Origin of the sequence: Bacillus horti, from assembly GCF_030813115.1 — a bacterium.
In the GTDB taxonomy this organism is placed as follows: Bacteria; Bacillota; Bacilli; order Caldalkalibacillales; family JCM-10596; genus Bacillus_CH; species Bacillus_CH horti.
In genome coordinates this window covers 70,083-96,787 of sequence record NZ_JAUSTY010000009.1, presented here as the reverse complement: position 1 = coordinate 96,787, position 26,705 = coordinate 70,083, and the positions used below count along the sequence as shown (strand labels likewise).

The following is a 26,705-nucleotide window of genomic DNA, read 5'->3' as shown; positions in this document are numbered from 1 at the left end:
CTGCATTTATTTTATCATTATTTTTCGAATTTTGGCTATAAGTATTTGATCGAATATCTTAATTTTAATATTTTTTCTTATACTATCTACCTGTACTTATAATTCTGATCATACAATAAAAAGCCGGGAGACCCGGCTTTTTATTGTATTATTTCATAAACATTTGTGTCCAATAGTGATTATATCCTGAGTTTCCATAATGATAACCTACACCAATAAAGCTGAAGTTGTCGCTTAAAATATTTCTACGATGACCATCACTATTCATCCAACCATTCATAACCTGATCGGCCTGCTGATATCCAGCAGCAATGTTTTCACCTGCAGCCTGAAAGGAGATTCCAAAATGGCGCATCATATCAAAAGGGGAACCATATGTTGGTGATGTATGGTCAAAATATTGCTCACTATGCATGTCTCTTGATTTCTCCTTAGCTACTCTGCTCAAAGGAATATGCAGAGATAGAGGGGACACATTGTTTTCTGCTCTTTTTTGATTCACTTGCCAAAACACATCGATTTCACGTTGTTGAAGCTCACTGATATCACCGATTATGCCGTACTGAGTGTATGTGGATTGTCTCAAGCCCTGTGTATACGTTGCAGTTTGAGTCGTACTGTTCCATTCCACTTGATATCCAAGTGCTTCACCAACCGCACGAAGTGGAACCATTGTCCTATTCTGAAGCAGGGTGGAAGGAGTCTCAATGTTTAAAACATGTGAATAGGTTCCACCATTAGATGATTGATATTTCTGAATATATGGTAATTGTAAGGGAACATGTACTTTACGCTCGTTAAGACTTATTTCTGCTCTTCTCTGTGCAGAGTTCCAATCAGCCTTTGCACCCATCGCCTCTACAATAGCTCTTATTGGTACTAGAACTCTATTATCCTGAATAACTGGTGTCGTATCAGAAAACTGTACCATGTTTCCTCCTACATACACTTGAACTGTATTAGCACTTGCTGATGTTGGTAGGATCAAGCCAAACGCTAAACAACCAATAAGTGCAAACAAAAATGATTTTTTTATATTAGTTATTATTTGTTTCCTTTTGTTCACTCATATCCTCTCCTTTGATCTAATCAATTTCTGCATAATAGAATAATCGCAATAATAAAGGTTGCAGATTTAATATATCTATTCGTCTTCTTATAGAAGGAGGTGCCCGTCACACTCTCATCCTGTACTATGTACATTTTCCCAATCTAGCTAACTAACAAACCTTACCACTACATGAAATAGAATAAAAAACAAAAATACTAGATTTGCTCTAGTATTAAAAGTCACAGCTCATCCTAATCATTTGTATAGCTTAGATAGCTGAGGAATAAATATTTCTAGTTAACAATTGTATGATGGCATCTGTACTCGCGCTAGGATTATAGGTTGATATCTTTTTATTGACAATAGGAACAATTAAACGCTCTTCCATGGAATAGCTCTCTAATAAAGCATGCATGCTATGGTCAAGCATGTCTAAAGATTCTAATTTTTTTCCATAGCCCTTATGCACAAAGTGTTGACAGTTGATTTCCTCTTGACCTGGTATCGGATCGTAAAGTAACATGGGTAGACGTTTCGCTAAAGCCTCCGTACATGTCATTCCTCCTGGTTTGGTCAGCAATAAATCAGCCGCATCCATAAGCATATCAATATGCTTAACAAACCCTAGAACGTGAACGTTTTTATGCTGAAATTCGGGATCATTTTTTAGTTTTGTTAAGAGTTTTTCATTATTTCCTGTACAAAATATCAATTGAATATGCTCTCTCCATTGCACAACTCTTTTTAACAGTTCTTCGTTTTGTACAATGCCCCAGCCTCCCCCCATCATTAGAAGGGTTGGCATATCCTGCAGACCTAGCTCTACTTTTATAGATTCTTTATTGTTCTTTCTCCAAAATTTAGGATGTACCGGAATTCCCGTTACCTGTATTTTTTCTTGTGGAATATTAAATCCAATAAGCTGTTCACAAACCTCATCAGATGAAACCAGGAAATGCTCAGCCTCTTTGGTCACCCAAAATCCATGGGCATCATAATCCGTAATTACTGTACAAAGAGGTATCTTTAAGCCCTGCCTTTTAAGCCTTGAAATCACAATACTCGGAAACGGGTGCGTGCTAATGATCAAATCTGGACGCAGAGCATGTATGAGCTTAGCTGCCTCTGTATAGAAGATACGGTGTAGCATAAGCTGAAAAAGAGGTCGCAAAGCTTTTTTCCCTTGCTGTTTGTAAAGCCTTCCGAAAAGAAGTGGGTGAGAAACAATTGTCTTGCGATATAGAGTTACAATCTTTTGGGTAAACACGGGACTTATAAAAGAGCTTAACTCAATCACCCTTGTACGCACGTCAGGACATTGCTCTGTCAGACTAGCTGCTAGTGCTTGAGCTGCCTGAGTATGCCCTGCACCAAAGCCTTCTGATAAAATCAGAACTCTTTTTTTCCTCATACCATAATCACCCTCTACGTTTTAATTGATGTATTCTCTCTTTTTTTCTTTTTTACCTTCTAGCCTAGAAAGCTATTGTATAAAGAAAAGGTTAATACGGCTGTCCACGTACCAATCAAAAAACCTACAATACAGTCTGAGGGATAGTGTAGGCCTAAATAGATACGTGATAAAGCTACTAAGCCTGCAATTGGGACTAATACATAGAGCAAAAAAGGTGCAACATAAATGAAAGGTGTGACCACAGCAAAAATGGCGGTTGTATGACCCGATGGAAAGGAGTAATCCTGTAATGGATTTTTACACACATTCACATCCGTTATAGCGAGATAAGGTCTTTTACGTCTAAATAGTTTTTTTAGTATAGCTATCGGAATATGACTAAGTGTAAGAGCGATTAAGCTCTGAATAGCGGCTGCTTGCCACTCTCCTGAAGTCATGACTATCAATAGTAAAGTTATAGCAATTGTACATACTGCACCACCAAGATGGGTAATAATAGGAAGAAGCTGGTCTAAAAACGTATGTCTTATACGGTGATTGCACCAATAAAACACTCTTTGCTCAAAGTTTTGTAAAGAGAGAAACATACGATTCAATATTGTTCCCACCTGTCCTAATTTCTTTTTCCATACAGTAATCTATGCTTAATTATAGAATATAAATATGAAGATCATGTTAAAACAGTCTAAAGCATTAATTTACCTAAGACTTAAGTCTTGCGGGATTACAGACTAAGGCTCTGATAAAAACTGCTTTCTTTCATTTCTATTCAAGTGCAGTCTATCAGTATGACATGCCCCCAGAAACGTTTCCAGCAGGACGAAAAGCTTTGTTTAGCCCTAAACGAAAGGAGCAGGACATGAAAAAATCACTTCTTTTTTTACTACTAGCTATGACACTTATTTTTACAGCCTGTAGCAACACATCAGATGATCAAAATATGGAGGGAGACGACGCTGCTCAACCTCCCGGAGAAATAGAAGAAGGTAGCAGCAACGATGAAGACAATGGTACTGGACAAGATACAGATCTTAACGGAGAAGTGGCTGCAATAGTTAATGGACAAGCCATTACGATGGAAACGCTAGAGAAACGAACCCAATTAAATGCTATTAACTCCTTAGGAGCAGATCTTTCAGAATTAGATGAGGAGCAACAACAACTCCTTTACTCAACCACTCTTGACCATCTTATTGAGACTGAGGTGCTTTTGCAGGATTCAGAGGAATATAAGCTCTCAGAAGAAGAAATTCAAGCTGAATTTGACAGCATTATAGGTCAACAAGGGGAAGACGAGTTTACTGAGTTCCTAGAGACGTATAATATGACCGAAGAAGATGTGAAGCAAAACCTTGCTGAGTCCTATCAGATAGAAGATTATTTTATGGCTAAGTATGACGAGGTCACATTGGATGAAGGTGAAATAGAAGCTGAATATGAAGCCTATAAAGAAGAAATGGAGGCTGCAGGTAGGGAGGTCAGCCCGTTAGAGGACGTTAGAGCTTCCATTGAAGAAGTTGGTAAACGCAAAAAAATTATTGACTCTCTCATGTCCTCCTCCACAATTGAGATCCATTATGAATCTGGAATTTAACAGAAAATCCTAGGGAGAATTATTCTCTCCCTAGGATTTTTAGTTTTTTTGATTCAGAACCTATAGATTAGGATAGGAGTAAATCAAAAAATAAACGACCTATTTAAGTAACTCTATAGCTTTTCCTAGCTGCTCCTTAACCTGTACAAAGCCAGTTCCACCAGCACTTTCTCTAGCAGCAACAACGTTGGTAGGATCTAAGACAGAGAAAATATCCTCCTGAAATTCAGCATGAAACTCCTGATATTCCTCCATGCTTAAATCTAATAAATATTTTTTATGCTGAATCGCATAAAGCACAATTTTACCAATGACCTCATGAGCATCACGGAATGGGACACCCTTCTTGGCTAGGTAATCTGCGATATCTGTAGCATTAGAGTAATCCTGCTGAACGGCACTTTTCATTTTATCCGTATTCACTGTCATTGTCTCAATCATTGGAGCAAGTAAGCGTAAGGAACCGTCTAAAGTGGCTACTGTATCAAACATGCCTTCCTTATCCTCTTGCATATCTTTGTTATAAGCCAACGGCAAGCCTTTTAGCACCGTTAATAGCCCGAATAAATTTCCGTAAACTCTTCCAGTCTTTGCTCTAAGTAGCTCAGGAACATCTGGATTCTTCTTCTGTGGCATAATACTTGATCCTGTACAGAAGGAATCATCTAGCTCGACAAATTGAAATTCCTGACTGGACCAAACGACAAGCTCCTCAGATAGCCTAGAGATGTGCATCATTAATGTAGAAGCAATCCCTAGAAATTCGACAATAAAGTCCCGATCACTAACAGCGTCCATGCTGTTTGGATAAATATGATCAAAGCCTAATAGTTCAGCTACACGTTCTCTTTGAATAGGAAACGTAGTCCCTGCTAAGGCTCCTGCACCTAAAGGTAAGACATTAATTCTCTTTAAGCTGTCCTGTAAGCGCTCCTTATCACGCTCAAACATCCAGAAGTAAGCCAATAGATGATGAGCGAACGAAACAGGCTGTGCTCTTTGCAGGTGCGTATATCCAGGAAGAATCGTTTCCACATGCTCCTTAGCCTGCTTCACGATCGCTTCCTGAACCGCTTTGACTAAATCAATGAACTCAAGGGTACGATTACGTAGATATAAGTGCATATCAGTAGCTACTTGGTCATTACGGCTTCTCCCCGTATGCAGCTTTCCTCCAACTGCACCAACCTCTTCGATCAGAAGTCTCTCAATATTCATATGAATATCTTCATCTTCTACAAGGAATTCGACCTCACCCTGCTGTACCTTATCTTTAATACGTAGCAAGCCCTGCTTAATTGTAACAACATCCTCCTGTGGAAGGATTCCAGTCTCCCCTAGCATTTGGACATGAGCTAAGCTCCCTTCGATATCCTCAAGAGCTAAAAGCTGATCGAATGCTATAGATGCTGTAAATTCCTCTACAAGCTTATTCGTTTCTTTTGTAAATCTTCCACCCCAAAGCTTAGACATATTCCTTCTCACCCTGCTCTTTTTTGACTGAACCTGTTTGACCTTTCCCGTTCACTTGAGAGAATACCTTTGTTGGTAAGCCCCACAACTGAATAAAGCCTACGGCTGCGTTATGATCAAATGCATCATCCTTGGAATAAGTGGCAAGAGCTTCATTATATAAGCTGTTATCCGATTGACGTCCAACAACAACGTGATGTCCTTTGTGTAGCTTTACTCTAATTTTCCCATTTACATATTGCTGCGTCTCATCAACAAATGCATCTAAAGCATTTTTAAGCGGTGAGAACCAAAGTCCTTCATAAATAATTTTAGCCATTTGCTGATCAATTGTAGCTTTAAACTGGGAAACTTCACGTGGAAGAGTTAAAAATTCTAGCTCCTTGTGGGCATTAATAAGAATTAAGGCTGCTGGATTTTCGTACACTTCTCTTGATTTAATCCCTACTAGGCGATTCTCAATATGGTCAATACGTCCAACTCCATGCTTCCCACCTAGCTCATTAAGGGTTTCAATAAGCTCTACGATAGGTAGCTCTTTTCCGTTCAAGGCAACAGGAACACCTTGGATAAAATCAATTTCCACGTATTCAGCCTCATCTGGTGTAGCGGAGATTGGCTGAGTCCAATCAAACGCTGCCTCAGGTGCCTCATTCCATGGATTCTCAAGCACTCCCGCTTCACATGCTCTTCCCCAAATATTCGCATCGATGGAGAACGGGTTATCTAGATTAACCGGAATTGGAATTCCATTTTTTTCAGCATACTCAATTTCTTCGTCACGAGTCATGCCCCATTCACGTACTGGAGCAAGCACTTTAATTGAAGGGTCTAACGCCTGTACAGAAACCTCAAAACGCACCTGATCATTACCTTTTCCCGTACAGCCATGAGCTACTGCTACCGCTCCCTCTTCCTTCGCCACATCTACTAGCAGCTTAGAGATTAGTGGTCTTGAAAGGGCAGAGGAAAGAGGATATTTTCCTTCATACATAGCATTTGCTTTAAGAGCTGGAAGGATGTAATCCTTAGCAAGCATCTCTTTTGCATCGACCATAATCGCTTTAATTGCTCCTACTTGTAGAGCTTTGTCCTTAATCGCTTGGAGATCCTTTCCTTCTCCAACGTCTAATCCTAAAGCGATCACGTCATAGCCATAATGCTCTTGAATCCATTTCACACATACTGATGTATCTAAACCGCCAGAATAGGCTAATACTACTTTTTGTTTACTCATGATTTCTTCTTCCTTTCGTGATGTTCCTTTTAACGAACCTCTATTAGTTTCCTATTTGTGTTTTCCTAATGACTTATCTATCTACTATACCAAATTTTTATCAATTTGTATGCATATTTATGCATAGATTTGAAAAAAATTAACCCATTACCGCGGCTAGTATAGCTTTTTGAGCATGAAGACGATTTTCCGCTTCATCAAATACGATTGAATGAGGGCCGTCAATAATATCTGCTGTAACCTCTTCACCACGATGAGCAGGTAAGCAATGTAGAAAAATATAATCAGATTTTGCATTAGAGCACAATTCTTCATTCACCTGAAAGCCTTGGAAATCGGCTAATCGCTTTTGGGTCTCTGCCTCCTGCCCCATACTAGTCCAGACGTCTGTCACAACTACATCTGCATCCTTCACCGCTTCTTCTGGGGAGTTCGTTATCGTAACCGTAGCTGCTGTATGCCTTCCTTGCTCTATTGTTTGCTGAACGATTTGCTGATCTGGCTCATAGCCCTGAGGACTAGCTACAGCTATATTCATCCCTACTTTTACAGCACCTTCTAGCAATGAATGAGCCATATTGTTATATCCATCTCCTACGTACGCTAGCTTTAAGCCTTTTAGCTTCCCCTTTGCCTCTAAAATAGTCATTAGATCTGCAAGTACCTGACATGGATGGTGAGTATCCGTTAAGCCATTAATCACTGGCACATCTGCATGCTCGGCAAGCTCTTCAACCTGTGCATGCTTAAACGTTCGAATCATAATGCCATCAATATATCGGGATAGTACCTTTGCCGTATCGTGTACTGTTTCCCCTCTACCTAATTGAATATCTCTTGAGCTAAGGAAGATGGCATGACCTCCAAGCTGGAGCATGCCTACTTCAAAGGAGACTCTTGTACGAGTAGAAGATTTATCAAAAATCATGCCTAGTACCTTGCCTTGTAAATAAGGATGTGGCACTCCTTCTTTCTTTAGCTTTTTTAGGTGGAGAGCAAATTCAAGAGTATCTACGATTTCCTCTCCTGTCCATTCTGCTATCGTTAAGAAATCTTTTCCTTTAAGAGCACCGACCATCTCTTCTATTTTTTTTACCTGCTTGTTACTGGGGTGTGGTACGACCTTTTGCACGGGTCATCCTTCCTTTCCATTTTTACTTAGTCAGCAAATATTTAAAATAATTATCTACGAATCAATATTATTCACTTTTATGCTTACAAAATTACCGCATTACCGCTAACAAGCATTTCAGCTTACAGTGATGAGTTCGTAGTATTCGTTCAAGCTTCTATACTCTACGTTTGCATCTGTTTCGTTATCAAGCTGCATCGTTAACGTGTCTAAGCAGGTATAGCATGGAATCTGCTCGCGAATAGCACTTTCTCTTAGTGAAAAGCCCTGAGTATCCAGTTTACGTCCTTGTTCAGGGATATTAAGAATCAGCTTTACATCTCCCTTTTTCAACCGCTCGTGGATGACTGCTTTTGATTTTTCTACTTCTTCTACGTCTATATGATGGCTTTTAAGAAACCTTGCTGTATTTTCAGTAGCAACAATACGATAGCCTAGCTGGATTAAGTGTTTGATAGCTGGCAAGGACTCTTTCTTTTCACGATCAGCTATGGAGCATAATACAGCATAGGACTCTGCTTTAAGCTGTGTTGCTTTTCCTTTGCCATGCAGCGCTGTACTTAGTGTTTCATAGCCTTTTTCTAGCGCCTCTGTTACTGTTTTTCCTAATGCTAGGATTTCCCCCGTTGATTTCATCTCTGGTCCAAGCACTGGATCGACTCCTTTAAGCTTTGAATAGGAGAACACAGGGCTTTTTATAGCATAATAATCTGGCTCTGGTAAAAGTCCTACATGTGAGCTTAGCTGTAATACTTTCTCTCCAAGCTGAACTCTCGTTGCCCATTCTACCAACGGAACCTGCATAATCTTACTGATAATAGGTACCGTTCGTGAAGCTCTTGGATTTACCTCTAAAACAAAGACTTGCTCATTTTGGACAACAAACTGGATGTTAAGCAATCCTACGACCTGTAGCTCCCTGGCAATAGAAGCCGTGATTTGGATCATTTTATCCTTTATTTGCTGTGATAGGTTAAGCGGTGGAAAAATCGTTGTGCTGTCCCCTGAATGTACACCCGCTCGCTCAATATGCTCAAAGATACCCGGAATAACAATATTGTCTCCATCACTAACAGCATCTAACTCACATTCATGACCAGCCATATAACGGTCGACTAGTAAAGGCCAGATCCTTTCATCCTTCTGCTTTTCAAGCTTTTGAATATACGCTTCAAGCTCATGCTCATGGTAGAAAATAAACATCGCTTGACCACCAATGACATAGGAAGGTCGAACAAGCACGGGATATCCTAGCTCCTGCGCTGTGCTCTTTAACGTGTCAGCAGCAAAAACCGTTTGCCCCTCAATATGATCAATATTTAATTTCGCTAATAAAGCATAGAATCGTTCTCGATCCTCTACCTGATCAATCGCATCTAGAGACGTTCCGAATAAGGTAACGCCCTCCTCTTCAAGGGCCTGTGCCACATTTAAAGCGGTCTGACCACCAAATTGAACTACGGCACCAATTGCTTGCTCTTTCTTTGCTATATGAACAATGTCCTCTACTGTTAAAGGCTCGAAGTACAGGCGATCTGCAACCGTATAATCCGTACTAACCGTTTCCGGGTTATTATTAATAACAATGGCTTTATAGCCCTTTTTCTTTAATGCCAATGCAGCATGGACAGAGCAATAATCGAATTCAATCCCTTGCCCAATACGAATCGGTCCAGAACCAATAACAAGAACCTTTTTCCCTTCAATAGTAGGCACTTCGTCCTTACCAAGCCAAGTAGAATAATAATATGGCGTTACAGCTTCAAATTCTGCTGCACATGTGTCTACCAGCTTATAGCTAGGCTTCCAATCTAGCTCCTGCCATTTGCTTCTTATGATCTTCTCAGGTACGTTATAAATCATTGAGAGCTGTTGATCACTCATATTTTTGCGTTTCGCTTTTTCTAATAGCTCAAGTGGAACTGTATCCCAGCTAAACTCTTTTAGTTGCTTTTCTAGCTGAATGATATGCTGAAGCTTCTCTAGGAACCAGAAATCGATTTGTGTTAGGTCATGAAGCTTGTTCAGTTCAGTTCCTCTGCGTAGAGCCTCCGCTAGGGCAAAGATTCTAAGATCTGTAGCTTGCTCGATATGAGTAAATAGTTCTTCATCAGAAAAGCCTACAACGGCTGCAAGATGCAATCCGATATTTTTCATTTCTAAGGAGCGTAGTCCTTTTTGTAAAGCTGCCTCAAAGCTACGATCAATGGCCATAACTTCTCCAGTAGCTTTCATCTGTGTGCCAAGTCTGCGATCTGCTTCACTGAACTTATCGAAGGGAAAGCGTGGTAGCTTAACTACGATATAGTCTAGGGCTGGCTCAAAGGACGCGTACGTGTTACCCGTAATCGGATTGATTAATTCATCTAAGTGATAGCCAATCGCACATTTAGCTGCCATTCTAGCGATGGGATACCCTGTCGCTTTAGAGGCTAACGCTGAAGAGCGGCTAACCCTTGGGTTTACTTCAATGATACAGTATTGGTTAGAGCTTGGATGTAAAGCAAACTGAATGTTACATCCTCCAACAATATTAAGCGCTCGAATTACTTTTAAGGAAGAGTTGCGCAATAGCTGATACTGTACATCACTTAGTGTCTGTGAAGGAGCAACAACAATGGAGTCACCTGTATGCACCCCTACAGGGTCCATATTTTCCATGTTGCACACAATAATACATGTGTCATTATCGTCTCTCATCACTTCATACTCTATTTCCTTCCAGCCTTTGATACTCTTTTCTAATAAAACCTGATGAATCGGGCTAAGCGCAAGTGCTTTGGCTAAACGCTCCTCTAGCTCCTCCTGGTTATAGGCAAAACCACCACCCTCACCTCCAAGCGTATAGGCTGGACGAAGGATAACAGGAAAGCCTACCTCAGTCACAAAGCTAACTCCCTCTTCAACAGAGTGAACAATCGTAGAATCAGGAATAGGCTCCCCAATTTCTAGCATTAGAGAGCGAAATAAATCTCGATCCTCTCCCTTTTTGATAGATTCCACACTCGTTCCTAGCAGGGCAACCTGATACTTCTCTAGAATTCCTTGTTCATATAGCTTTACTGTTAGGTTTAAGCCCGTTTGACCGCCAAGTGTTCCGATCATTCCGTCCGGCTTTTCCTTCGCTATAATCTGCTCCAATGCCTGCACCGTTAAAGGCTCGATATACACTTCATCGGCAATGGAAGGGTCTGTCATAATCGTTGCCGGATTGCTATTTACTAGAACAACTTTTATTCCTTCTTCTTTTAAAGCTAAACAAGCCTGAGTGCCTGCATAATCAAATTCCGCAGCCTGACCGATGACAATCGGTCCAGAGCCAATTACAAGCACTTTTTTTAATTCTTTACATAACGGCATAAGTCATTTCCCCTACTCTTTCTGTCTCTTTCTCCATGGCGTGTATAAACGATTCAAATACGTAGGCCGTATCACTTGGACCTGGGTGAGCCTCTGGGTGGAATTGAACCGTTTGGATCGGAAGGGCTTTATGCTTTAAGCCTTCAACGGTGCGATCATTAACATTCAGGTACGTAATGCTAAAAGGAGTTTCCTCAATACCTTCCTCTAGCACAACATAGCCGTGATTCTGTGAGGTCATACGTACCTTACCTGTTTCAAGCTCCTTAACGGGGTGATTTCCTCCACGGTGACCAAAATGCATCTTTTCCGTCTTTGCTCCGTAGGCTAGAGCTAGTAGCTGATGACCTAAGCAAATTCCTAGCGTAGGAAATGCAGCACTAATGTCTCTAATGTGGACAAATTGCTCCTCTAACGCCATGGGGTCCCCGGGGCCATTACTCAATAGTACACCATCTGGCTGTAGCTCTTTAACCTGCTCCAAAGTCGTATTATAGGGCATCACAGTTACTTTACAGCCGTAAGCAAGCAAAGCATCTAGAATGGATTTCTTGTAGCCAAAGTCCATTAGAACAACATGCTTTCCAGAATTGAAGTAGACCGTAGGTTCTTTAACTGATACGTTTGGAACCTGATTAATGCCTTTTGCTTCTGCTAGTTTTTCTTCTAAATGTGCGGCGTCAATTGTGTCTGGAGCTGTCGTGGTAATCCAGCCCTTAACTACTCCTTTTTGACGAATGCTTTGGACTAAGCTCCTCGTATCTACTCCTCTTAGCCCTGGAATACCAGCCTTCTGCAGGTGCTCATCTAACGTTCCTTGTGCTTGATAATGGCTAGGCTCACTGCAATCCTCAGCTACGATGACTCCAGCAGCATGAAGCTTTGTGCTTTCATTATCTACAGCATTAATTCCGTAATTTCCGATCAACGGATAACAAAAGGTGACGATTTGCCCAGCATAGGAAGGGTCTGTTAAAATCTCCTGATATCCTGTCATACTCGTATTAAAGACAACTTCACCAACAGTCTCTTGATCCTTCCCCATCCATTCCCCTTCAAACACTTCGCCTGTTTCAAGCACTACATATCCCTTTGCCATCCGGTATTCCTCCTCTATTCACACGTTCTTGTTGCTTCTGTTAAAAAGATATTTGCTTTCTCCAACCAGCTACTTACTTCTTTTTTAGCTAGTCATTTGACTAAGAGCTTTCTTACAGCCGGCTATAAATTGGTTCAATTCTTCCTCTGAAACCGTAAGCGGTGGAAGAATCCTCACTACTTGTGGTCCAGCTAATAGAACCAAAATATGTTCATCCCTTAATTTTTCTACTAGTTTTGCCGCGTGCTCTGGCATGTATAGACCAACAAGCATCCCTTTACCTCTAATTGCTTGTATACAGCTAAACTCTGCTTGAAGACCTTTCAACTGCTGTTGCAAAAGATCCCCTGCTTCCTGAACCTGCTTTAGGAAGTCTGGCTGCGAAATAATATCTAACGTTGCTAAGCCTGCTGCTGTAGCAAGTGGATTTCCGCCAAATGTACTCCCATGAGTTCCTGGTTGTAAAACTCGACTTACTTTCTCTTTTGCTAACAGAGCACCGATAGGAATTCCTGATCCTAATCCCTTTGCTACTGTCATCACATCTGGCTCAAAGCCATATTGCTCGTAAGCAAAAAGAGTACCTGAGCGTCCCATCCCAGTTTGTATCTCATCAACCATTAGCAATATATCATTCTGCTTGCATAATTCTACAAGCTTCTGTACCCATTGGACATCAGCAGGAACAATCCCGCCTTCACCCTGCACAAGCTCCAAAAGCACAGCAACCGTTTGTTCCTGAACTAGATCATCTAAGGCTGCCACATCGTTGTAAGGCAGATATCTAAAGCCCTTAACTAGTGGACCAAAGCCTTGCTGAATTTTTTCCTGTCCCGTTGCAGATAAGGTAGCCATTGTTCGACCATGAAACGATTGAGCAAAAGTAACGATCTCTGCTGGCTCATCTCCCGCTATTCCCTTAACCTCTGAAGCGTACTTCCTAGCTAGTTTTATCGCTCCCTCATTCGCTTCAGCTCCACTGTTACAGAAGAAAACTTGGTCGGCAAATGTATACTGTACAAGGGCCCCAGCTAGTTGTTCTTGGTTTGGAATGTGGTATAGATTAGAGCAATGCCACAGTTCATCTAGCTGTTCCTTTACTTTTTGCTTCACTTTTTCAGGCGTATGTCCCAAATTACACGTCGCAATTCCAGACGTAAAGTCTAAATACTTGTTTCCTTGATCATCCCACACATAGCTCCCTGAGCCTTTAACTAGAGTTAGAGGAAAGCGACCATACGTATTCATGACTGGGTTAACAGCTTCTACCGCCTCTGCTACAGCTGTATCAGACGATCCTGTTGATCCTGCTCCACCTTTTCCATCCAGATCCAAGCTTTTGACAAAATCTGAAGCTTTATCATGATTGAACAACATGAGAATATTCCTCCTCTAACACGATTTTTGTCCCTACCGCATGACCCTCACTGATTTCCTGTAAAATATGCTCATGTAATCCGTTCACAATCGTCACCTCTGGAGCACCATGCTCTAGCGCATAAAGAGCAGCCTGAACCTTAGGAATCATTCCACCTGAGATGATACCTTGATCAATCATTTCTAATACATCCTGACGAGTAACCTTATCAAGTAGCTGTTGCCGGTCTGCATCAGCGTAGATACCCGGGATATCACTAATCATAATTAATCGTGCCTGAAACTTAGAAGCTACCGCACCAGCCACCGTATCTCCGTTAATGTTATAGCGCTGCCCCTGAGCGTCAACGCCTAAAGGAGATAAGACAGGAATATAGCCTTGCTCATGTAAAAGCTGAAAAGTAGCTGGATTAACGTCGACCACTTCTCCCACAAAGCCCAATTGCTCATCCTTAATCTTAGCTATTATACTAGCACCGTCTATTCCACTAAGCCCCCAGCCTAAACCACCAAACTTAAGGAGACGCCTAACGACTTGCTTATTCACTAGTCCACTAAGCACCATCTCAACCACATCTAGCATATCGTCTGTGGTTACTCTCAAACCGTTGACAAACTGTGTTTCAAGCCCGAGCTTATCGGATAAAGAAGAAATCATCGGTCCTCCACCATGGACGATGAGTGGACGCCATTTTTCCTGCTGCTGCAAGTGAACCACGTCAGCAAAAAAGGAGTCAGGAAGCTGACCACATATACTTCCGCCAAACTTTAAAACAACGTGCTCCATTTTATCCCCCTCCTTTACGTCCGGTACGAAGCGTTGATTCTGACATAATCATAAGAAAGGTCGCAGCCCCAGCACGTTGCTTCATGGCTTCCCATTTGTAAGTCAACATAAATCTTTACATTCTCTTGCTCTAAATATAATGTAGCTTCCTCTTCATTAAAGGAGACTGGTAGTCCATTATCTACGACTTGAATCTCACCTAGCCAGACACTCAATAAATTTGGATCTAAACTCTTTAACTCTGATGTATACCCTACAGCACATACGATTCGTCCCCAGTTTGGATCAGTTCCATATACGGCCGTTTTTACTAGACTGGAACCTACAACAGATTTTCCAACAGCCTCTGCTATTTGCTCTGATTCTGCTCCCTTTACCTGAACTTCAATCAGTTTAGTTGCTCCTTCACCATCACGAGCAATCTTTTTAGCTAAATCCTTACACACTAGCTCTAATGCAGCTAGAAATGTATCCCATTGTGGGTGCTGAGGAGATAGGCTGTCGTTTTTCGCTAAACCGTTAGCCATAAGTAATACCATATCATTTGTACTCGTATCTCCATCAACCGTAATACGGTTAAAGCTCTTATTTGTTAAGTGCTTTAGAGCCAGATCCAAAGCAGCAGGTTCTACAGTTGCATCTGTTGTGATAAAGCCAAGCATCGTAGCCATATTAGGGTGAATCATCCCTGATCCTTTTGCCGCTCCCCCAATGGTTACTTTGCAGCCATCAATGACACATTCAACAGCTATATGCTTTGTGCACGTATCTGTGGTCAATATCGCTTTCTCAAAATCAAGCACCGTTGTTTGTGCAACCTGCTCCTTCATCTCTTTTACACCAGCGGATATTTTATCCATAGGCATCAATTCCCCGATTACTCCAGTGGACACAACAGCTACCTGATGCTTTTCAACCTCAAGCTGTTCAGCCAGCATACGACGCATCTCATAGGCATCTTCTAGACCTTGCATACCTGTACAAGCATTCGCATTTCCTGAGTTTACAAGCACAGCATATAAACTTCCATCAACCTGCAGGCTTTCTTTTGTTACTTGTAATGGTGCTGCTTGGATTAGATTCGTTGTATATACACCAGCCGTAAACGCAGGGACTTCACTTATGATCCAGCCTAGATCATGACGTTTCCTTTTGATACCGCAATGTAACCCTCCAGCCTTATAGCCTAACGGACTTGTAACATGTCCATCAAGGTTAATAGAAAGTCCGTCCTTTATATCTTGCTCTGTATGTCCAGCGTCCTGTAACGCAATTCCTGTATCTGTGGAGTCTAGTATGTCTTTATCATCTGTGCTCATGTTTCTCCCCTTCTCTGTTTATGGATATATAGGTGTGTGTAAGAGACCTGTTGTTTGATCCCAGCCCTGCATCACATTTAAATTTTGAATCGCTTGGCCTGCTGCACCTTTGACAACATTATCAATAACCGAAATAATCATTAGCTTCCCTGTTCTTGGATCTGCTAATAAGCCAATATCACAATAGTTTGAAGCATAAACCTCCTTCGTAGAAGGAAATTCTCCTTCTGGCCTAATTCGGACAAAAGGTGAATGCTTATAATAATCTTTATACAGTTCTATGATCTCATCCGTTTGTTTTGATGCTGCTAAATCTACATATATAGTGCTTAGAATTCCTCTTGTCATAGGCACTAAATGCGTGGTGAAGGTTACCTGAATAGGACTTCCCGCAATCTCACTCGCATATCGCTCTATTTCTGGAATATGTTGATGAACACCAAGCTTATACGCCTTAAGATTGTCATTAAGCTCTGAATAATGTGTGCCTAAGCTCGCACCACGACCAGCTCCGGAAACACCAGTTTTGGCGTCAATAATAATTGAATTTTGATTAATCCAATCCGTTTTTAGAATTGGAGCAAGGCCTAATAATGAGGCTGTTGGAAAGCAACCTGGATTTGTTAAAAGGTTCGCTTCCTTAACTTTTGCTTCATAAACCTCAGTCAAACCATATACAGCCTGCTCTAAATATTGGCTTGGAGCTGGCTCCTTTTTATACCATTCCTTATATGAATCAACGTCTAATCTAAAATCACCTGAAATATCTATACATGTCACACCAGCATCAATTAACGCTGGAATCCATTCCTTACTTATTCCTGATGGAGTAGCGAAAAAGACAGCGTCCACTCCTTCTATTAACTCTTGCTCTTGTATAAGAGTAAGCTCTTTTTCAAAGATGTTTGTAAGATGAGGAAATACTCGTCGCAGCGGTACCCCATCCTGTGAAGAAGAAAATACCTTCACTAGCTCAATCCTGGGGTGATACTGTAATAACCTAATCACTTCTACTCCGCTGTATCCTGTAGCTCCTACAACTGCTACCCTCATGCTTTTCACATCCTTTTGGTAAGTTCATCTGTCATATTATCTAACTTAAATATTTGTATCATTATACTAACCATTGTATTATTATACAACGGTTTTTTAATTAATCAATTGTAAAGTTTTTGTTAACGCTTTCATATGCGCTGCTATTTCATTAATGGGTGTATAGTCCATACATTATGTTCAAGAATATAAGACTTAAAAAATATAAAAAAACCGAATCGGGCACCTTAAATATACACAAAAAAGCGGTTCATCCACCCTAGAGTGAATAAACCACTTGTATAAGAAACTTATTAGTGCATAAATACCTATCCTTTATCCTAACTGATCTAACGTTTCTCTTTCCTCAATAGCAATAAGCTTTTCTTTTATGGAGAGTCCTCCACCGTACCCTACCAAAGCTCCGTTTGATCCAACAACTCTATGACAGGGAATAACGATAGGCAGCGGGTTTTTATTATTCGCTCCTCCAACTGCACGTACTGCTTTAGGCGAGCCCATTTCCTGAGCTACCTGCTTATAGCTCCACAACTCACCGTAAGGAATGCGTTGTAGAACAGTCCAAACAAGCTTCTGAAAAGCTGTTCCTTGGACATCAAGCTCCCCTTCAAAGCTGAGTCGCTTGCCCAAAAAGTATTGCTCAAGCTGTTGTTTAATCTCAAATAAGGCTAGGTCATCTTTCTGTAGCTGATCAACAAGAAAATGTCTTTTACACCATCGTTCTATTGTTCTAAGGGCCGTTTCACCTGCTCCAAATTCTATTTTACATAAACCACTTTTTGACCGTACTAGGGTTAGTAAACCAATAGGGGATTCCATCTCAGAATAAAGCAGGTAAGCGGGACGAGTCATAATAAAACATTCTCCTCTCGTATTCGTTTTTCACAGCGTTCAAGCGCATTGATAATTTCTTGATAGGCTTTCTGATCCTTTTCTTTGTCCTTCGCCTCTTGTAAGCTTTTATGGGCTTTCTCTCCGCCAATTTTGGCTAATGCCCAAGCTGCTGTACCTCGAAGAACTGGTCTAGGGTCGTGAAACAAAAGTTCTACTAAATCTGGAATGGCACTTTTGTCCTTGAAATGTCCCAAGGCAAGAACAGCATTTCTTTGGATCGGTTTTTTTCCTCTCCAGGCCGAGGAGGTAGAGCCAAACTTTTCTTTAAACTCTCGTTTGCTCATTTGTAGTATGGGCTTTAGCAAAGGTTTAACCACCTCTGGCTCAGGCTCCATTTCAGGATGGTGAGTAAAGTTTTTCTTTCTATTTTCAGGACATATAGTCTGACACGTATCACAGCCGTACAATCGGTTCCCAATTTTGTCACGATACTCCTCAGGCACAAAGTCCTTTACCTGTGTTAAAAAAGCAATGCAGCGATTAGAGTCAAGCTGTCCTCCCTGAACAATCGCTTGCGTAGGGCAAGCATCAATACATTTTGTACATGTACCACATGACTCAGTAATAGGCTGATCAGGCTCAAAAGGGATCGAGGTTAGCATTTCACCTAAATAAACCCATGATCCAAATTCGGGAGTTATAATAGAAGTGTTTTTTCCACTCCAGCCTATTCCAGCACGTTCTGCAACCGCTCGATCAGATAGCTCCCCTGTGTCCACCATAGATTGTATGACGACTGAGGGTACTTTTGAACGGATGTATTCCTCAAGCCTCTCCAGCTTATTCCTTAGCACAAGATGATAATCAAGCCCCCATGAAGCACGACATAGCACTCCTCTGTATGAGTCTTTTTTAGACTCTGGAGGCTGATCCATTTTAGATGGGTAGGCTAAAGCTATAGCAATAATCGATTCTGCTTCGGGAAGGATTTTTTTTGGTGTTGTTCTCTTTTCTAGATCATCTTCCTCAAAGCCTGATTCATAGCCTAAGTCACGATGCCTAATCAGTCTCTGCTTTAATTCTCCAAATGGATCAGCTGAAGTAAATCCTATCTTATCTATTCCTATTTTCTTGCTGTAGTTAATTATGTCTTGTTTTAGGTTCTGGACATCACTTGGAGATAGATTCTCTATCAAGATTACACCCCTTCCTTTTATATTTTTCTAGCTTTCCTATATCTACTTGGGAACTGCTGCAACAGCAAGCTCATCACAACGATTGTTCCACTTGTTATCGGCGTGTCCTTTAACTTTTATAAATTCAACCTTATGCGTATCTGTCAATGTAAGTAGCTGCTTCCACAGCTCTTGATTTTCTACAGGTTTGCCTTTGCTGTTTTTCCAGCCATTCGCTACCCATTTCACATGCCAATTTTGTTGAAAGCAGTTGACCATGTAGGCTGAGTCACTGTATAGCTTTACGTCACACGGTGCTTTTAAAGCGTCCAAGGCACTTATTGCTGCCTGAAGCTCCATTCTCTGATTGGTTGTATGCTCATGTCCCCCAGATAACTCCTTGACATGCTCTCCATAAAGGAGTACCGCAGCCCAACCGCCAGGACCTGGATTGCCTGAACAGGCACCGTCAGTATAGATCTCGATTTTCTTCATTTCCTTCCTCCTCATTAAGAAGGTTTATAAGCTACATTCGATTATAACATGTTATGAATGCACACTGAAACCAAAAGAAAAAAGCAATAGAGGAAGCTATTTCTATTGCCTCCCCATGCTTTAAATGTACGACTTTATTGAACTTACTAAGTGCTAACCAACTCTTTTCACTTGAATAAACACTCTTAATTAGATTGGTTATTATTTTTCCTCAACTAGCTCACTAACAGAGACAACCATCTCATTATCAGGATTCTCTCGCGTATAAACTCTTGCTGTAGCATCACCATCATTAATATGCTGAATCCAAACAGGGACACCTTGATGGTGTACGACAATTTCATGTGTTGAATCTACAATTTGCTTTGCTCTACCGATATCCATGAATACCTTCCTCCTAATTCTGATGCTGTATAGGTACATGCTGAGTTCATAATGCCCTACTTATTTTGGCAAATTCTACTCATTTTATACATACCTGTGCCGTTCATTAATGAATAGTGCATACTTATTCACGCCTATACTAAGTTACATGAATAGTAGAAGAGTTAGGATGAGAGCAAATTTAATGTAATAATTATTCAATAGTAGAATTTAGTTTCTCAGCTGTCGCTGTTACTTTACTAGACGCTTCATTTATTTCAGCAAAAACCTCTAAGAAGTTACTAACCTCTGCTTCAATACGTCCATTCTGATCACGGCTTTCCTGAATGGCAGCTACAACCTGTTCAAAGTATTCGTTCGTTTTGCCCATTCCTTCTTCACTTCCTTCAACACTGCCACTAACCTCCTCCACTAATGTGGAAACCTGTTGAATCTTACGATTGGTCCGTTCAATTAAATTAACAATTCCACTTACTGATTGCTTTGTCTCTTCAGATAGCTTTCTAACCTCATCAGCTACAACGGCAAAGCCCTTACCACTTTCTCCAGCTCTAGCCGCTTCAATAGCCGCATTAAGCGCTAATAAATTTGTTTGATCAGCAATCCCTTGCACAATTTCAATGACACTTTCAATTTCATTTGAGATTAGTCCTAGTTCCTTCGTCCCGTCTAAGATATGCTTTGTTCTACCTTTTATATCATTAATTCTTCCTACCATGCTCGTTAACAATTCTTTACCCTCAGCTGACTGGCTTTCAACCGTTTGAGAAAGCTCTTTTCCACTCTTGGTAATATATACGATTTGATTTGTCTTCTCCGCAAGCTGTTCTAAGGAGGCACTTGTTTCCTGAGATAAGGCTACAAGCTGCTCGCTCATTTCCAAATGCTTCTTTTGTAATTTATCATTTTCCTGTAGCTGTCTTTGCAGCTGTTCATTAAATCCCTGATCATAGGCTTCGAGCACAAGCTGTTGTTCGATCGTAAGGAGCTTAGTCAAAGATTGAATAAACACAGCATGATTTTCCTCAGCTGGAACGACATCAGAAATCAGTTGGATAATTGCCATTTGAATGTTCTGAAAAGCACATGTATACCACTCAGGAGTCACCCCAATTTGAATATGCTCTTGAACGATTGTAATTCCTTTTTCTAAAAAGTCATCATCAAATTTTCCTGTAAAAATCTCCTTCACATGCTGCTTCTGTTGCTCTTTTAATTTTTTGATTGATTGATGCTGCTTAATAATTTCTGTAAGATCCGGGTTTTGAGAGAGGGTTGTATAAAAATGATTCATTAACTCATCTAGGTGCTGGTCAATGAGAGGCTTAAGTCTTTTCAAATGAATTAAATCTTGCTTGGTAAATTGAATCGCCTGAAGCTGCTTTGTGTATCTACTACTTGAGCTTATTCGAAGCAAAACCTCGCTCTCTCCTACAGCAGGAAGAGTGATGATATCAGCCTTTTTCTTCTTCTTTTTTCCTAAGCTAATCAGTTTCATTTAAACACTCCTTTAGGTTTGTTATTGTTGTAAAATGATCAAACAGATTATAAATTGAATGTATGATGCCAACCAAAAACTAGTTCTTATTTACTATATCGACACAAAAAGAGCTAACTTATAACAAAGTTATCCCTTTTTAAAATATTCCTAAAAATACAAAAAACAAGCCCGAGCAATAGCTTTGACTTGTTTTACTAGTTGGTAGCTGGTAGTTGAATTCAATTCGAAAAGTAATTGACATCTATTTCTTCTTTTTTCTTTTTAAAGACAGGTCTTTTCAAATACGTGATCCATCTCCATAACCATTCCATAGGTCCATATTCAAAATGAGCTAACCATTTGTTGCTTAAGAAAATTTGGAACCCAAAAATGCAAAACGCTAGCACGCTCCCTAGTAAAGGACCAACTGCTCCATACCAGCCCAATCCATAACTATAAAACAAAGTGGTACAAATTATAGATTGAAGTAAATAATTCGTTAAAGCCATCCGACCGACTGAGGCGAATGGAGCAAGCACTTTTTTACCACGCTTTGTTCGCAATAAAATAAGTAGAGAAGAAATATAAAAGAGTGCGATAGCAGGGCCAGATACTAGTATCCCTGTAACTTGTGCAAAATTAAATCCATTATTAGCCTGGTCTATAGTTAGCTTCAATATAATCTGAAGGACAAGAAAGGGGATTCCGATGAACAGGCTCCCTATCCATACCCTTTTGATGATATTACGGTTTTCGTTTAGCTTTTGGAAATAACGTTTCTTACCTGCAAACGCTCCAATAAAAAACATCCCTAGTGATAAGAAAAAGGAGTAGAACATACCAAAATGAAGCAAGTTACCGTCCGTGATTCTTTGATTAAAAATATCTATAAAGCTTCCATTGCTGTAATTGTGTAAGGATTGTTCAGCGGTCTGTTTAATTTGTTCAGAAGGAGGAGCCAAATTAGACATTTCATTATCAAAAATAAATGTTTGAACGGCCATCAGTGTCGTCATCAGCAGCAATGTACCTAATCCTAAAATCAGCAAAGTTTTTGGTGAAGCATTTCGAAAAAGCAATAGAAAAAGTCCAAGTACGCCATAAATTAATAAAATATCTCCGAACCAAATGAAATATCCGTGGATGAGACCCAGCACTAATAAAAAGAGCATTCTTCTGACAAAAAGCCTGCCTGGTTTTCCACTCTTGTCTAAGGAACGCTGTATAAAAATTGTAAATCCTAATCCAAACAAAAAGGAAAAAATCGTAATGAACTTATATTCCACAAAAATATGTATAAGCCATACGACAGACCGATTCCATACATCATTCCATAAAGAAAAGTTTAACATCTCATAATAGGCGTACGGGTAAGAAAAAAGAGACATATTAGCTAACAAAATACCCAATAAAGCTACGCCTCGTATAATATCTAGTTCTTCAATGCGTTCCTTTTTTCCAACTGATGCCAAAATGACCCGTTCACGGTTCATTCAAGATCTTCCTTTCCGTCTTCAATAGTGGTTAATCCTATTTATTAAATGCTTTATTTATTTAACTTTTTTATATTGATTCTACAAATTCATTGATATACCCTTCCTCTGCTGCTTTTCAAACAAATCTTTATAGCCGAATATAAAAGAAAAAACGAGCCTGTGCTATAACCCACACGCTCGCCAAAGATACACTTATATTCATATTAATTGATATCTGAACAAGAAATCTAACGTTCCCATCAACCTCTGCCGAATAGCCAGCCACCATTCACATTAATTACTTGTCCAGTAACAAAGGATGCTTCTTGAGAAGCTAAGTAACGTGCCGTAGCGGCTATGTCATTAACATTTCCACTTCGCCCTACCGGTGTTTGCTGAACAATTCCCTGAACGGCTGTATCCGACCAATGACCTGTAAATAGTGTATCAGCAATGAATCCCGGGGCTATCGAGTTAACGGTTATTCCTTGAGGACTCAATTCTTTAGCCACCCCATAAGTCAGACCGTGCAGTCCTGCTTTCGCTGCAGCATAACCAGCAGCACCTGGGTTTCTTCCACCCGTTAAAGCTGCAATGGAGCTGATATTAATAATTCTTCCACCCGGTTTAGCTAAGTACTGGGCAGCAGCATGAGACAACAAAAAGCTTCCCTTAAGAATAGTATCACACATAGCGTCCCAGGCCTGCTCCAATTCAGTTAATTCCATTGTTGAAAGTGTTCCTTCTACAAATCCTGCGTTATTCACTAAAACATCTAGACGACCATACGTTTCACCTACATGTTTAATAATCTCTTCAATCTGCTTTCTTTGCGATACGTCTGCTTTGAAAGCTTTACAGTTATCCCCTAGCTCAGCTACAGCGCTTTGAAGTCTTTCTTCATTTCGACCCACAATGATGACTTTGGAATCAGCCACAAACGCTTGAGCAATCGCTTTTCCAATCCCACTATTTCCGCCAGTAATTAAGACAATTCTTTGTTCATTTTTCATATTATCTGACCTTCCTTTTTCTATGTACTTTAATAGACTAGCTTGTAAAACTAGTATAGATTGACTTCAATAATATGTGAAATATATAATTATAGATCATGTAAGACGAAAGGAATATAAATAAACAATGAACACTCGATTATTGAGATATTTTATTGCCGTTGCCGAGGAACTGAATTTTAGTCGAGCTGCCAAACGCTTAAATATGGCTCAGCCCCCCTTAAGTCAGCAGATTATGCAACTTGAAAATGAAATAGGTGCTCAATTGTTTAGACGAAATAAACGGATGGTTCAGCTTACTGATGCAGGAAAAGTGTTTTTAAAAGAAGCTCAGTCTCTACTATTACAAATGGAGCAAGCAGGTCAAAAGGCTAGGCTGGCGGAACAGGGGCAGTTAGGTGATTTAAGAATCGGATTTGTAGGCTCCGCTTCAGACGGCAGCTTCGTGGAAAAAATTAAGGAGTTCTACCAACAGAACCCTTCCGTCAACTTACAGCTATTAGAATTAACGTCTAGCGAGCAAATGGATGCCCTGTATGCAAAGGAAATTGACTTGGGGTTAATGCGTCGTCAATCAGTTAATCAGACGCTTCACTCCTCTAGGATTGCAGAAGAACCCCTTGTACTAGTGCTACCTGAACATCATGCCTTAGCTTCAAAGGTTGCATTATCTGCAGAGGATGTTGCCCATGATCGATTTATTTTGTTTCCTAGGAGATTGGGTCCGGACTTTTATGATCTTATCATTGGATTTTTCCAAAGCCATGAAGTAAGTCTAAATATTGTTCAGGAAGCCATCCACATGCATACGATTGTGAATCTTGTATCTACTGGTATAGGAATTGCGGTTGTTCCTGCATCTGTAACAAACTTTAAACGACCAGGAATAGTATACAAAAATTTTATCCACTCTACACCTACTGTTGGACTATATGCGACTTGGAGGAAGGATAATGACTCAGCCGTTCTTCAATCGTTTTTAAGTAAAGTATTGAGAGGATAATTGAGACATAGAATTTGAAATGACAAATGTAACTATCATCCCTCCTTATTTGTCTATAAGCTTTAGATAAACAAGAAGGGAATGATAATATTGATAAGTAATAAGAAGCACTCAGCACCATCGCATTCACAAAGGTTAACGAAATTTTTGTTAGGCTGTGGAATAGTTGGGTCAGTTTTGTTTGTGTTGATTTTTCTCCTTGATGGGGCCACTCGTATCGACTATAATCCCGTCTATCATCCAGTTAGTGCACTCAGCCTCGGTGACAGAGGGTGGCTCCAGATTACAAATTTTATAGCTGCTGGACTACTGATCACCGCGTTTGCTCTTGGACTAAGACGTTCGCTATTTCCTGGTCACGGGGCAAGGTGGGGACCTTTTCTAATTGCTATTTTTGGATTAAGTCTACTGTTTTCAGGGGTTTTTGTTATGGATCCTATGCAAGGATATCCAGCTGGTGCACCATCCGGAGTCATTACCGAAGGGAGCAGTTGGCATCACTTTGCACATGATGTGTTCGGCATAATCGTATTCCTTACTCTTCCAATTGCCTGCTTTGTCCTTGCTCGCAGATTTTCTAAATCTACTCTTCATGGCTGGTCCGTATACAGTATTCTCACTGGCTTAGTCATGCTAGTACTGTTCTTTGTTTTTGGGACGATGTGGGAAAATGACTCTCCGTATGGTGGTCTCGTTCAACGTATTATGCTTATTGTGGGCTTTGTGTGGATTACTTTAGTAGCTACTCATCTGTATACCAAAAGGAACTGACCTAAGCCAGTTCCTTTACCTTGTTTAACTGAATATTACGTTGGTTACGGCTCCCCTTAAAGGTTAGACTTAAGTCACGTTCAGATAGAATGAATGGCCCATCAACTAAAACATCACAACACTTCAGCAATTCAGTGTAATATCCACCTAATTCAGTTGTTCTAGGGTATATCCAGTATAAGCCCAGATGTTCTTCCCTCTTTCCTTCAATCGTCTGGTTCCATGATTGTGGCACCCTGTACAGAAATGCGGACAGCCAGCAAAGAAAATCACTGTACGCATGCCTTCTCCATCAACAACGTAGGTAACTATTAAAGGAAAAGGTCTTTGTTGATTCTGTTACAAAAATAATAGTTTTATCTACCTTTTGAATTCACAATGAACTTTGTATCCTCTCCCAATCAGCTATTTTCCTAAGTATTTCATCAATCATCCATAATACAAAAGAAGATAAAATAGAAGCGATGAACATCAACTTCCCCCACTGAATCCAGTATTCATCAAAAGTTGTATTTTGGAATAAGTAAAGAATAAAGGTTATTATAATACCGAAAAATAAATGAGTTATAAGTGCAGCCATTGATCTTCTTATATTTGTAAATCTTTTAGTAATCCTGTCCGAGAATATTGATACGGGTATTCCGTAAAACAATATCCATAGTCCAGAATAAAATCCTATAAACCAAAACCACCCCCAAAAACTATTTGAAGGCTGGTCAATAATATGCAAAGTTACAAAGATAGATGTTACAATAACACTAGTAAAAATAAAAGCTAATAACTTTCTAATAATCATATATTGTTCCTCCTTTTTTAATTAGAGCGGTGTTGTTCTAGTATCAGACGAAGTGCAATCTGAATCATATTTTGTTGATGGAGCTGCATCTCTAAAAAATGAATGAGTACTATTATTCCAATCAACATTTATATTAATTTGTGTTCTCGATGTTCCAGAACTAGGTGAGAATGATCTACCATCACCAGTTCCACATTCTGTAAAAGTATTTAGGAAAGTAAATTTAAATTGGTTCGGACGAATGAAAGTACGGTGTCTAATAACAGTAATATTATCTACATTATTAGACAAAGAGAAGTTATTTTCAGATATTATTGTTTCTAGATTAACTTCTCTAAAGTCATTAAGAGTAGAAAATGATACATGTAGGTAGTGATCATCTT

General features: G+C 40.1%; 23 protein-coding genes and 1 pseudogene. 3 read left to right on the top strand and 21 right to left on the bottom strand.

Annotated features, from left to right (window positions below):
• Positions 1–148: 148 nt before the first annotated feature.
• From J2S11_RS12035 to J2S11_RS12025, 3 genes are all read right to left on the bottom strand, one after another.
• Complete coding sequence (locus tag J2S11_RS12035) at positions 149–1,066, bottom strand: stalk domain-containing protein (protein WP_307394845.1); 918 nt, start codon at positions 1,064–1,066, stop codon at positions 149–151.
• 253 nt (positions 1,067–1,319) lie between these two features.
• Positions 1,320–2,462 (bottom strand): MGDG synthase family glycosyltransferase, encoded by a 1,143-nt coding sequence (locus tag J2S11_RS12030; protein WP_307394843.1) that lies wholly within the window; start codon positions 2,460–2,462, stop codon positions 1,320–1,322.
• A 59-nt stretch (positions 2,463–2,521) separates the two neighbouring features.
• Positions 2,522–3,052, bottom strand: coding sequence for a phosphatase PAP2 family protein (locus J2S11_RS12025; protein WP_307394968.1), 531 nt, complete (start codon positions 3,050–3,052; stop codon positions 2,522–2,524).
• 272 nt (positions 3,053–3,324) lie between these two features.
• Between J2S11_RS12025 and J2S11_RS12020 the strand changes: the two genes are divergently transcribed.
• Positions 3,325–4,059 (top strand): SurA N-terminal domain-containing protein, encoded by a 735-nt coding sequence (locus tag J2S11_RS12020; protein ID WP_307394840.1) that lies wholly within the window; start codon positions 3,325–3,327, stop codon positions 4,057–4,059.
• Between the two features lie 99 nt (positions 4,060–4,158).
• Here the strand turns inward: J2S11_RS12020 and argH are convergent, their stop codons facing one another.
• From argH to J2S11_RS11940, 16 genes are all read right to left on the bottom strand, one after another.
• Positions 4,159–5,532 (bottom strand): argininosuccinate lyase, encoded by a 1,374-nt coding sequence (argH, locus tag J2S11_RS12015; RefSeq protein WP_307394838.1) that lies wholly within the window; start codon positions 5,530–5,532, stop codon positions 4,159–4,161.
• Positions 5,525–6,769 (bottom strand): argininosuccinate synthase, encoded by a 1,245-nt coding sequence (locus tag J2S11_RS12010; protein WP_307394836.1) that lies wholly within the window; start codon positions 6,767–6,769, stop codon positions 5,525–5,527. Before J2S11_RS12010 ends, argH begins: the two co-directional genes overlap by 8 nt.
• 139 nt (positions 6,770–6,908) lie before the next feature.
• The gene (argF, locus tag J2S11_RS12005) at positions 6,909–7,847 is read right to left on the bottom strand and encodes an ornithine carbamoyltransferase (RefSeq protein ID WP_307394966.1); all 939 of its coding nucleotides are present in this window, start codon (positions 7,845–7,847) and stop codon (positions 6,909–6,911) included.
• Positions 7,848–8,018: 171 nt separating this feature from the next.
• Positions 8,019–11,261: a carbamoyl-phosphate synthase (glutamine-hydrolyzing) large subunit gene (gene carB / locus J2S11_RS12000; RefSeq protein ID WP_307394834.1), complete on the bottom strand. Its 3,243-nt coding sequence runs from the start codon at positions 11,259–11,261 to the stop codon at positions 8,019–8,021.
• Positions 11,248–12,360: a carbamoyl phosphate synthase small subunit gene (locus J2S11_RS11995; RefSeq protein ID WP_307394831.1), complete on the bottom strand. Its 1,113-nt coding sequence runs from the start codon at positions 12,358–12,360 to the stop codon at positions 11,248–11,250. Before J2S11_RS11995 ends, carB begins: the two co-directional genes overlap by 14 nt.
• 84 nt (positions 12,361–12,444) lie before the next feature.
• Positions 12,445–13,608, bottom strand: a complete 1,164-nt coding sequence (locus J2S11_RS11990) for an acetylornithine transaminase (protein ID WP_307394964.1) — start codon at positions 13,606–13,608, stop codon at positions 12,445–12,447.
• Positions 13,609–13,720: 112 nt separating this feature from the next.
• The gene (gene argB, locus J2S11_RS11985) at positions 13,721–14,524 is read right to left on the bottom strand and encodes an acetylglutamate kinase (protein WP_307394829.1); all 804 of its coding nucleotides are present in this window, start codon (positions 14,522–14,524) and stop codon (positions 13,721–13,723) included.
• Between the two features lie 14 nt (positions 14,525–14,538).
• On the bottom strand, positions 14,539–15,843 hold the full coding sequence (argJ, locus tag J2S11_RS11980) for a bifunctional glutamate N-acetyltransferase/amino-acid acetyltransferase ArgJ (protein ID WP_307394827.1): 1,305 nt from the start codon (positions 15,841–15,843) through the stop codon (positions 14,539–14,541).
• A gap of 18 nt (positions 15,844–15,861) precedes the next feature.
• Entirely contained in the window at positions 15,862–16,896 is a 1,035-nt protein-coding gene (gene argC / locus J2S11_RS11975; protein WP_307394825.1) for an N-acetyl-gamma-glutamyl-phosphate reductase, read from the bottom strand.
• A 315-nt stretch (positions 16,897–17,211) separates the two neighbouring features.
• Complete coding sequence (locus J2S11_RS11970) at positions 17,212–17,748, bottom strand: methylated-DNA--[protein]-cysteine S-methyltransferase (protein ID WP_307394823.1); 537 nt, start codon at positions 17,746–17,748, stop codon at positions 17,212–17,214.
• On the bottom strand, positions 17,745–18,923 hold the full coding sequence (gene queG / locus J2S11_RS11965; protein WP_307394963.1) for a tRNA epoxyqueuosine(34) reductase QueG: 1,179 nt from the start codon (positions 18,921–18,923) through the stop codon (positions 17,745–17,747). Before queG ends, J2S11_RS11970 begins: the two co-directional genes overlap by 4 nt.
• A gap of 45 nt (positions 18,924–18,968) precedes the next feature.
• On the bottom strand, positions 18,969–19,400 hold the full coding sequence (rnhA, locus tag J2S11_RS11960) for a ribonuclease HI (RefSeq protein ID WP_307394821.1): 432 nt from the start codon (positions 19,398–19,400) through the stop codon (positions 18,969–18,971).
• 201 nt (positions 19,401–19,601) lie between these two features.
• Positions 19,602–19,784, bottom strand: a complete 183-nt coding sequence (locus J2S11_RS11955) for an H-type small acid-soluble spore protein (protein WP_307394819.1) — start codon at positions 19,782–19,784, stop codon at positions 19,602–19,604.
• 193 nt (positions 19,785–19,977) lie between these two features.
• Positions 19,978–21,282: a globin-coupled sensor protein gene (locus J2S11_RS22395; RefSeq protein WP_307394818.1), complete on the bottom strand. Its 1,305-nt coding sequence runs from the start codon at positions 21,280–21,282 to the stop codon at positions 19,978–19,980.
• A 221-nt stretch (positions 21,283–21,503) separates the two neighbouring features.
• Positions 21,504–22,757, bottom strand: coding sequence for a DUF418 domain-containing protein (locus J2S11_RS11945; protein WP_307394817.1), 1,254 nt, complete (start codon positions 22,755–22,757; stop codon positions 21,504–21,506).
• A 242-nt stretch (positions 22,758–22,999) separates the two neighbouring features.
• Positions 23,000–23,752 carry an SDR family NAD(P)-dependent oxidoreductase gene (locus J2S11_RS11940; protein ID WP_307394816.1) on the bottom strand — a complete coding sequence of 251 codons (753 nt, stop codon included), beginning with the start codon at positions 23,750–23,752 and terminating at the stop codon, positions 23,000–23,002.
• Positions 23,753–23,879: 127 nt separating this feature from the next.
• On the opposite strand from J2S11_RS11940, the gene J2S11_RS11935 reads away from it, so the two are divergent.
• Positions 23,880–24,755, top strand: coding sequence for a LysR substrate-binding domain-containing protein (locus J2S11_RS11935; protein ID WP_307394815.1), 876 nt, complete (start codon positions 23,880–23,882; stop codon positions 24,753–24,755).
• Positions 24,756–24,845: 90 nt separating this feature from the next.
• Positions 24,846–25,526 (top strand): DUF998 domain-containing protein, encoded by a 681-nt coding sequence (locus J2S11_RS11930; RefSeq protein WP_307394813.1) that lies wholly within the window; start codon positions 24,846–24,848, stop codon positions 25,524–25,526.
• Between the two features lies 1 nt (position 25,527).
• Here J2S11_RS11930 and J2S11_RS11925 read toward each other — a convergent pair.
• Positions 25,528–25,808: pseudogene (locus tag J2S11_RS11925) on the bottom strand (4Fe-4S single cluster domain-containing protein).
• A 91-nt stretch (positions 25,809–25,899) separates the two neighbouring features.
• On the bottom strand, positions 25,900–26,322 hold the full coding sequence (locus tag J2S11_RS11920) for a hypothetical protein (protein WP_307394811.1): 423 nt from the start codon (positions 26,320–26,322) through the stop codon (positions 25,900–25,902).
• Positions 26,323–26,705: the final 383 nt, after the last annotated feature.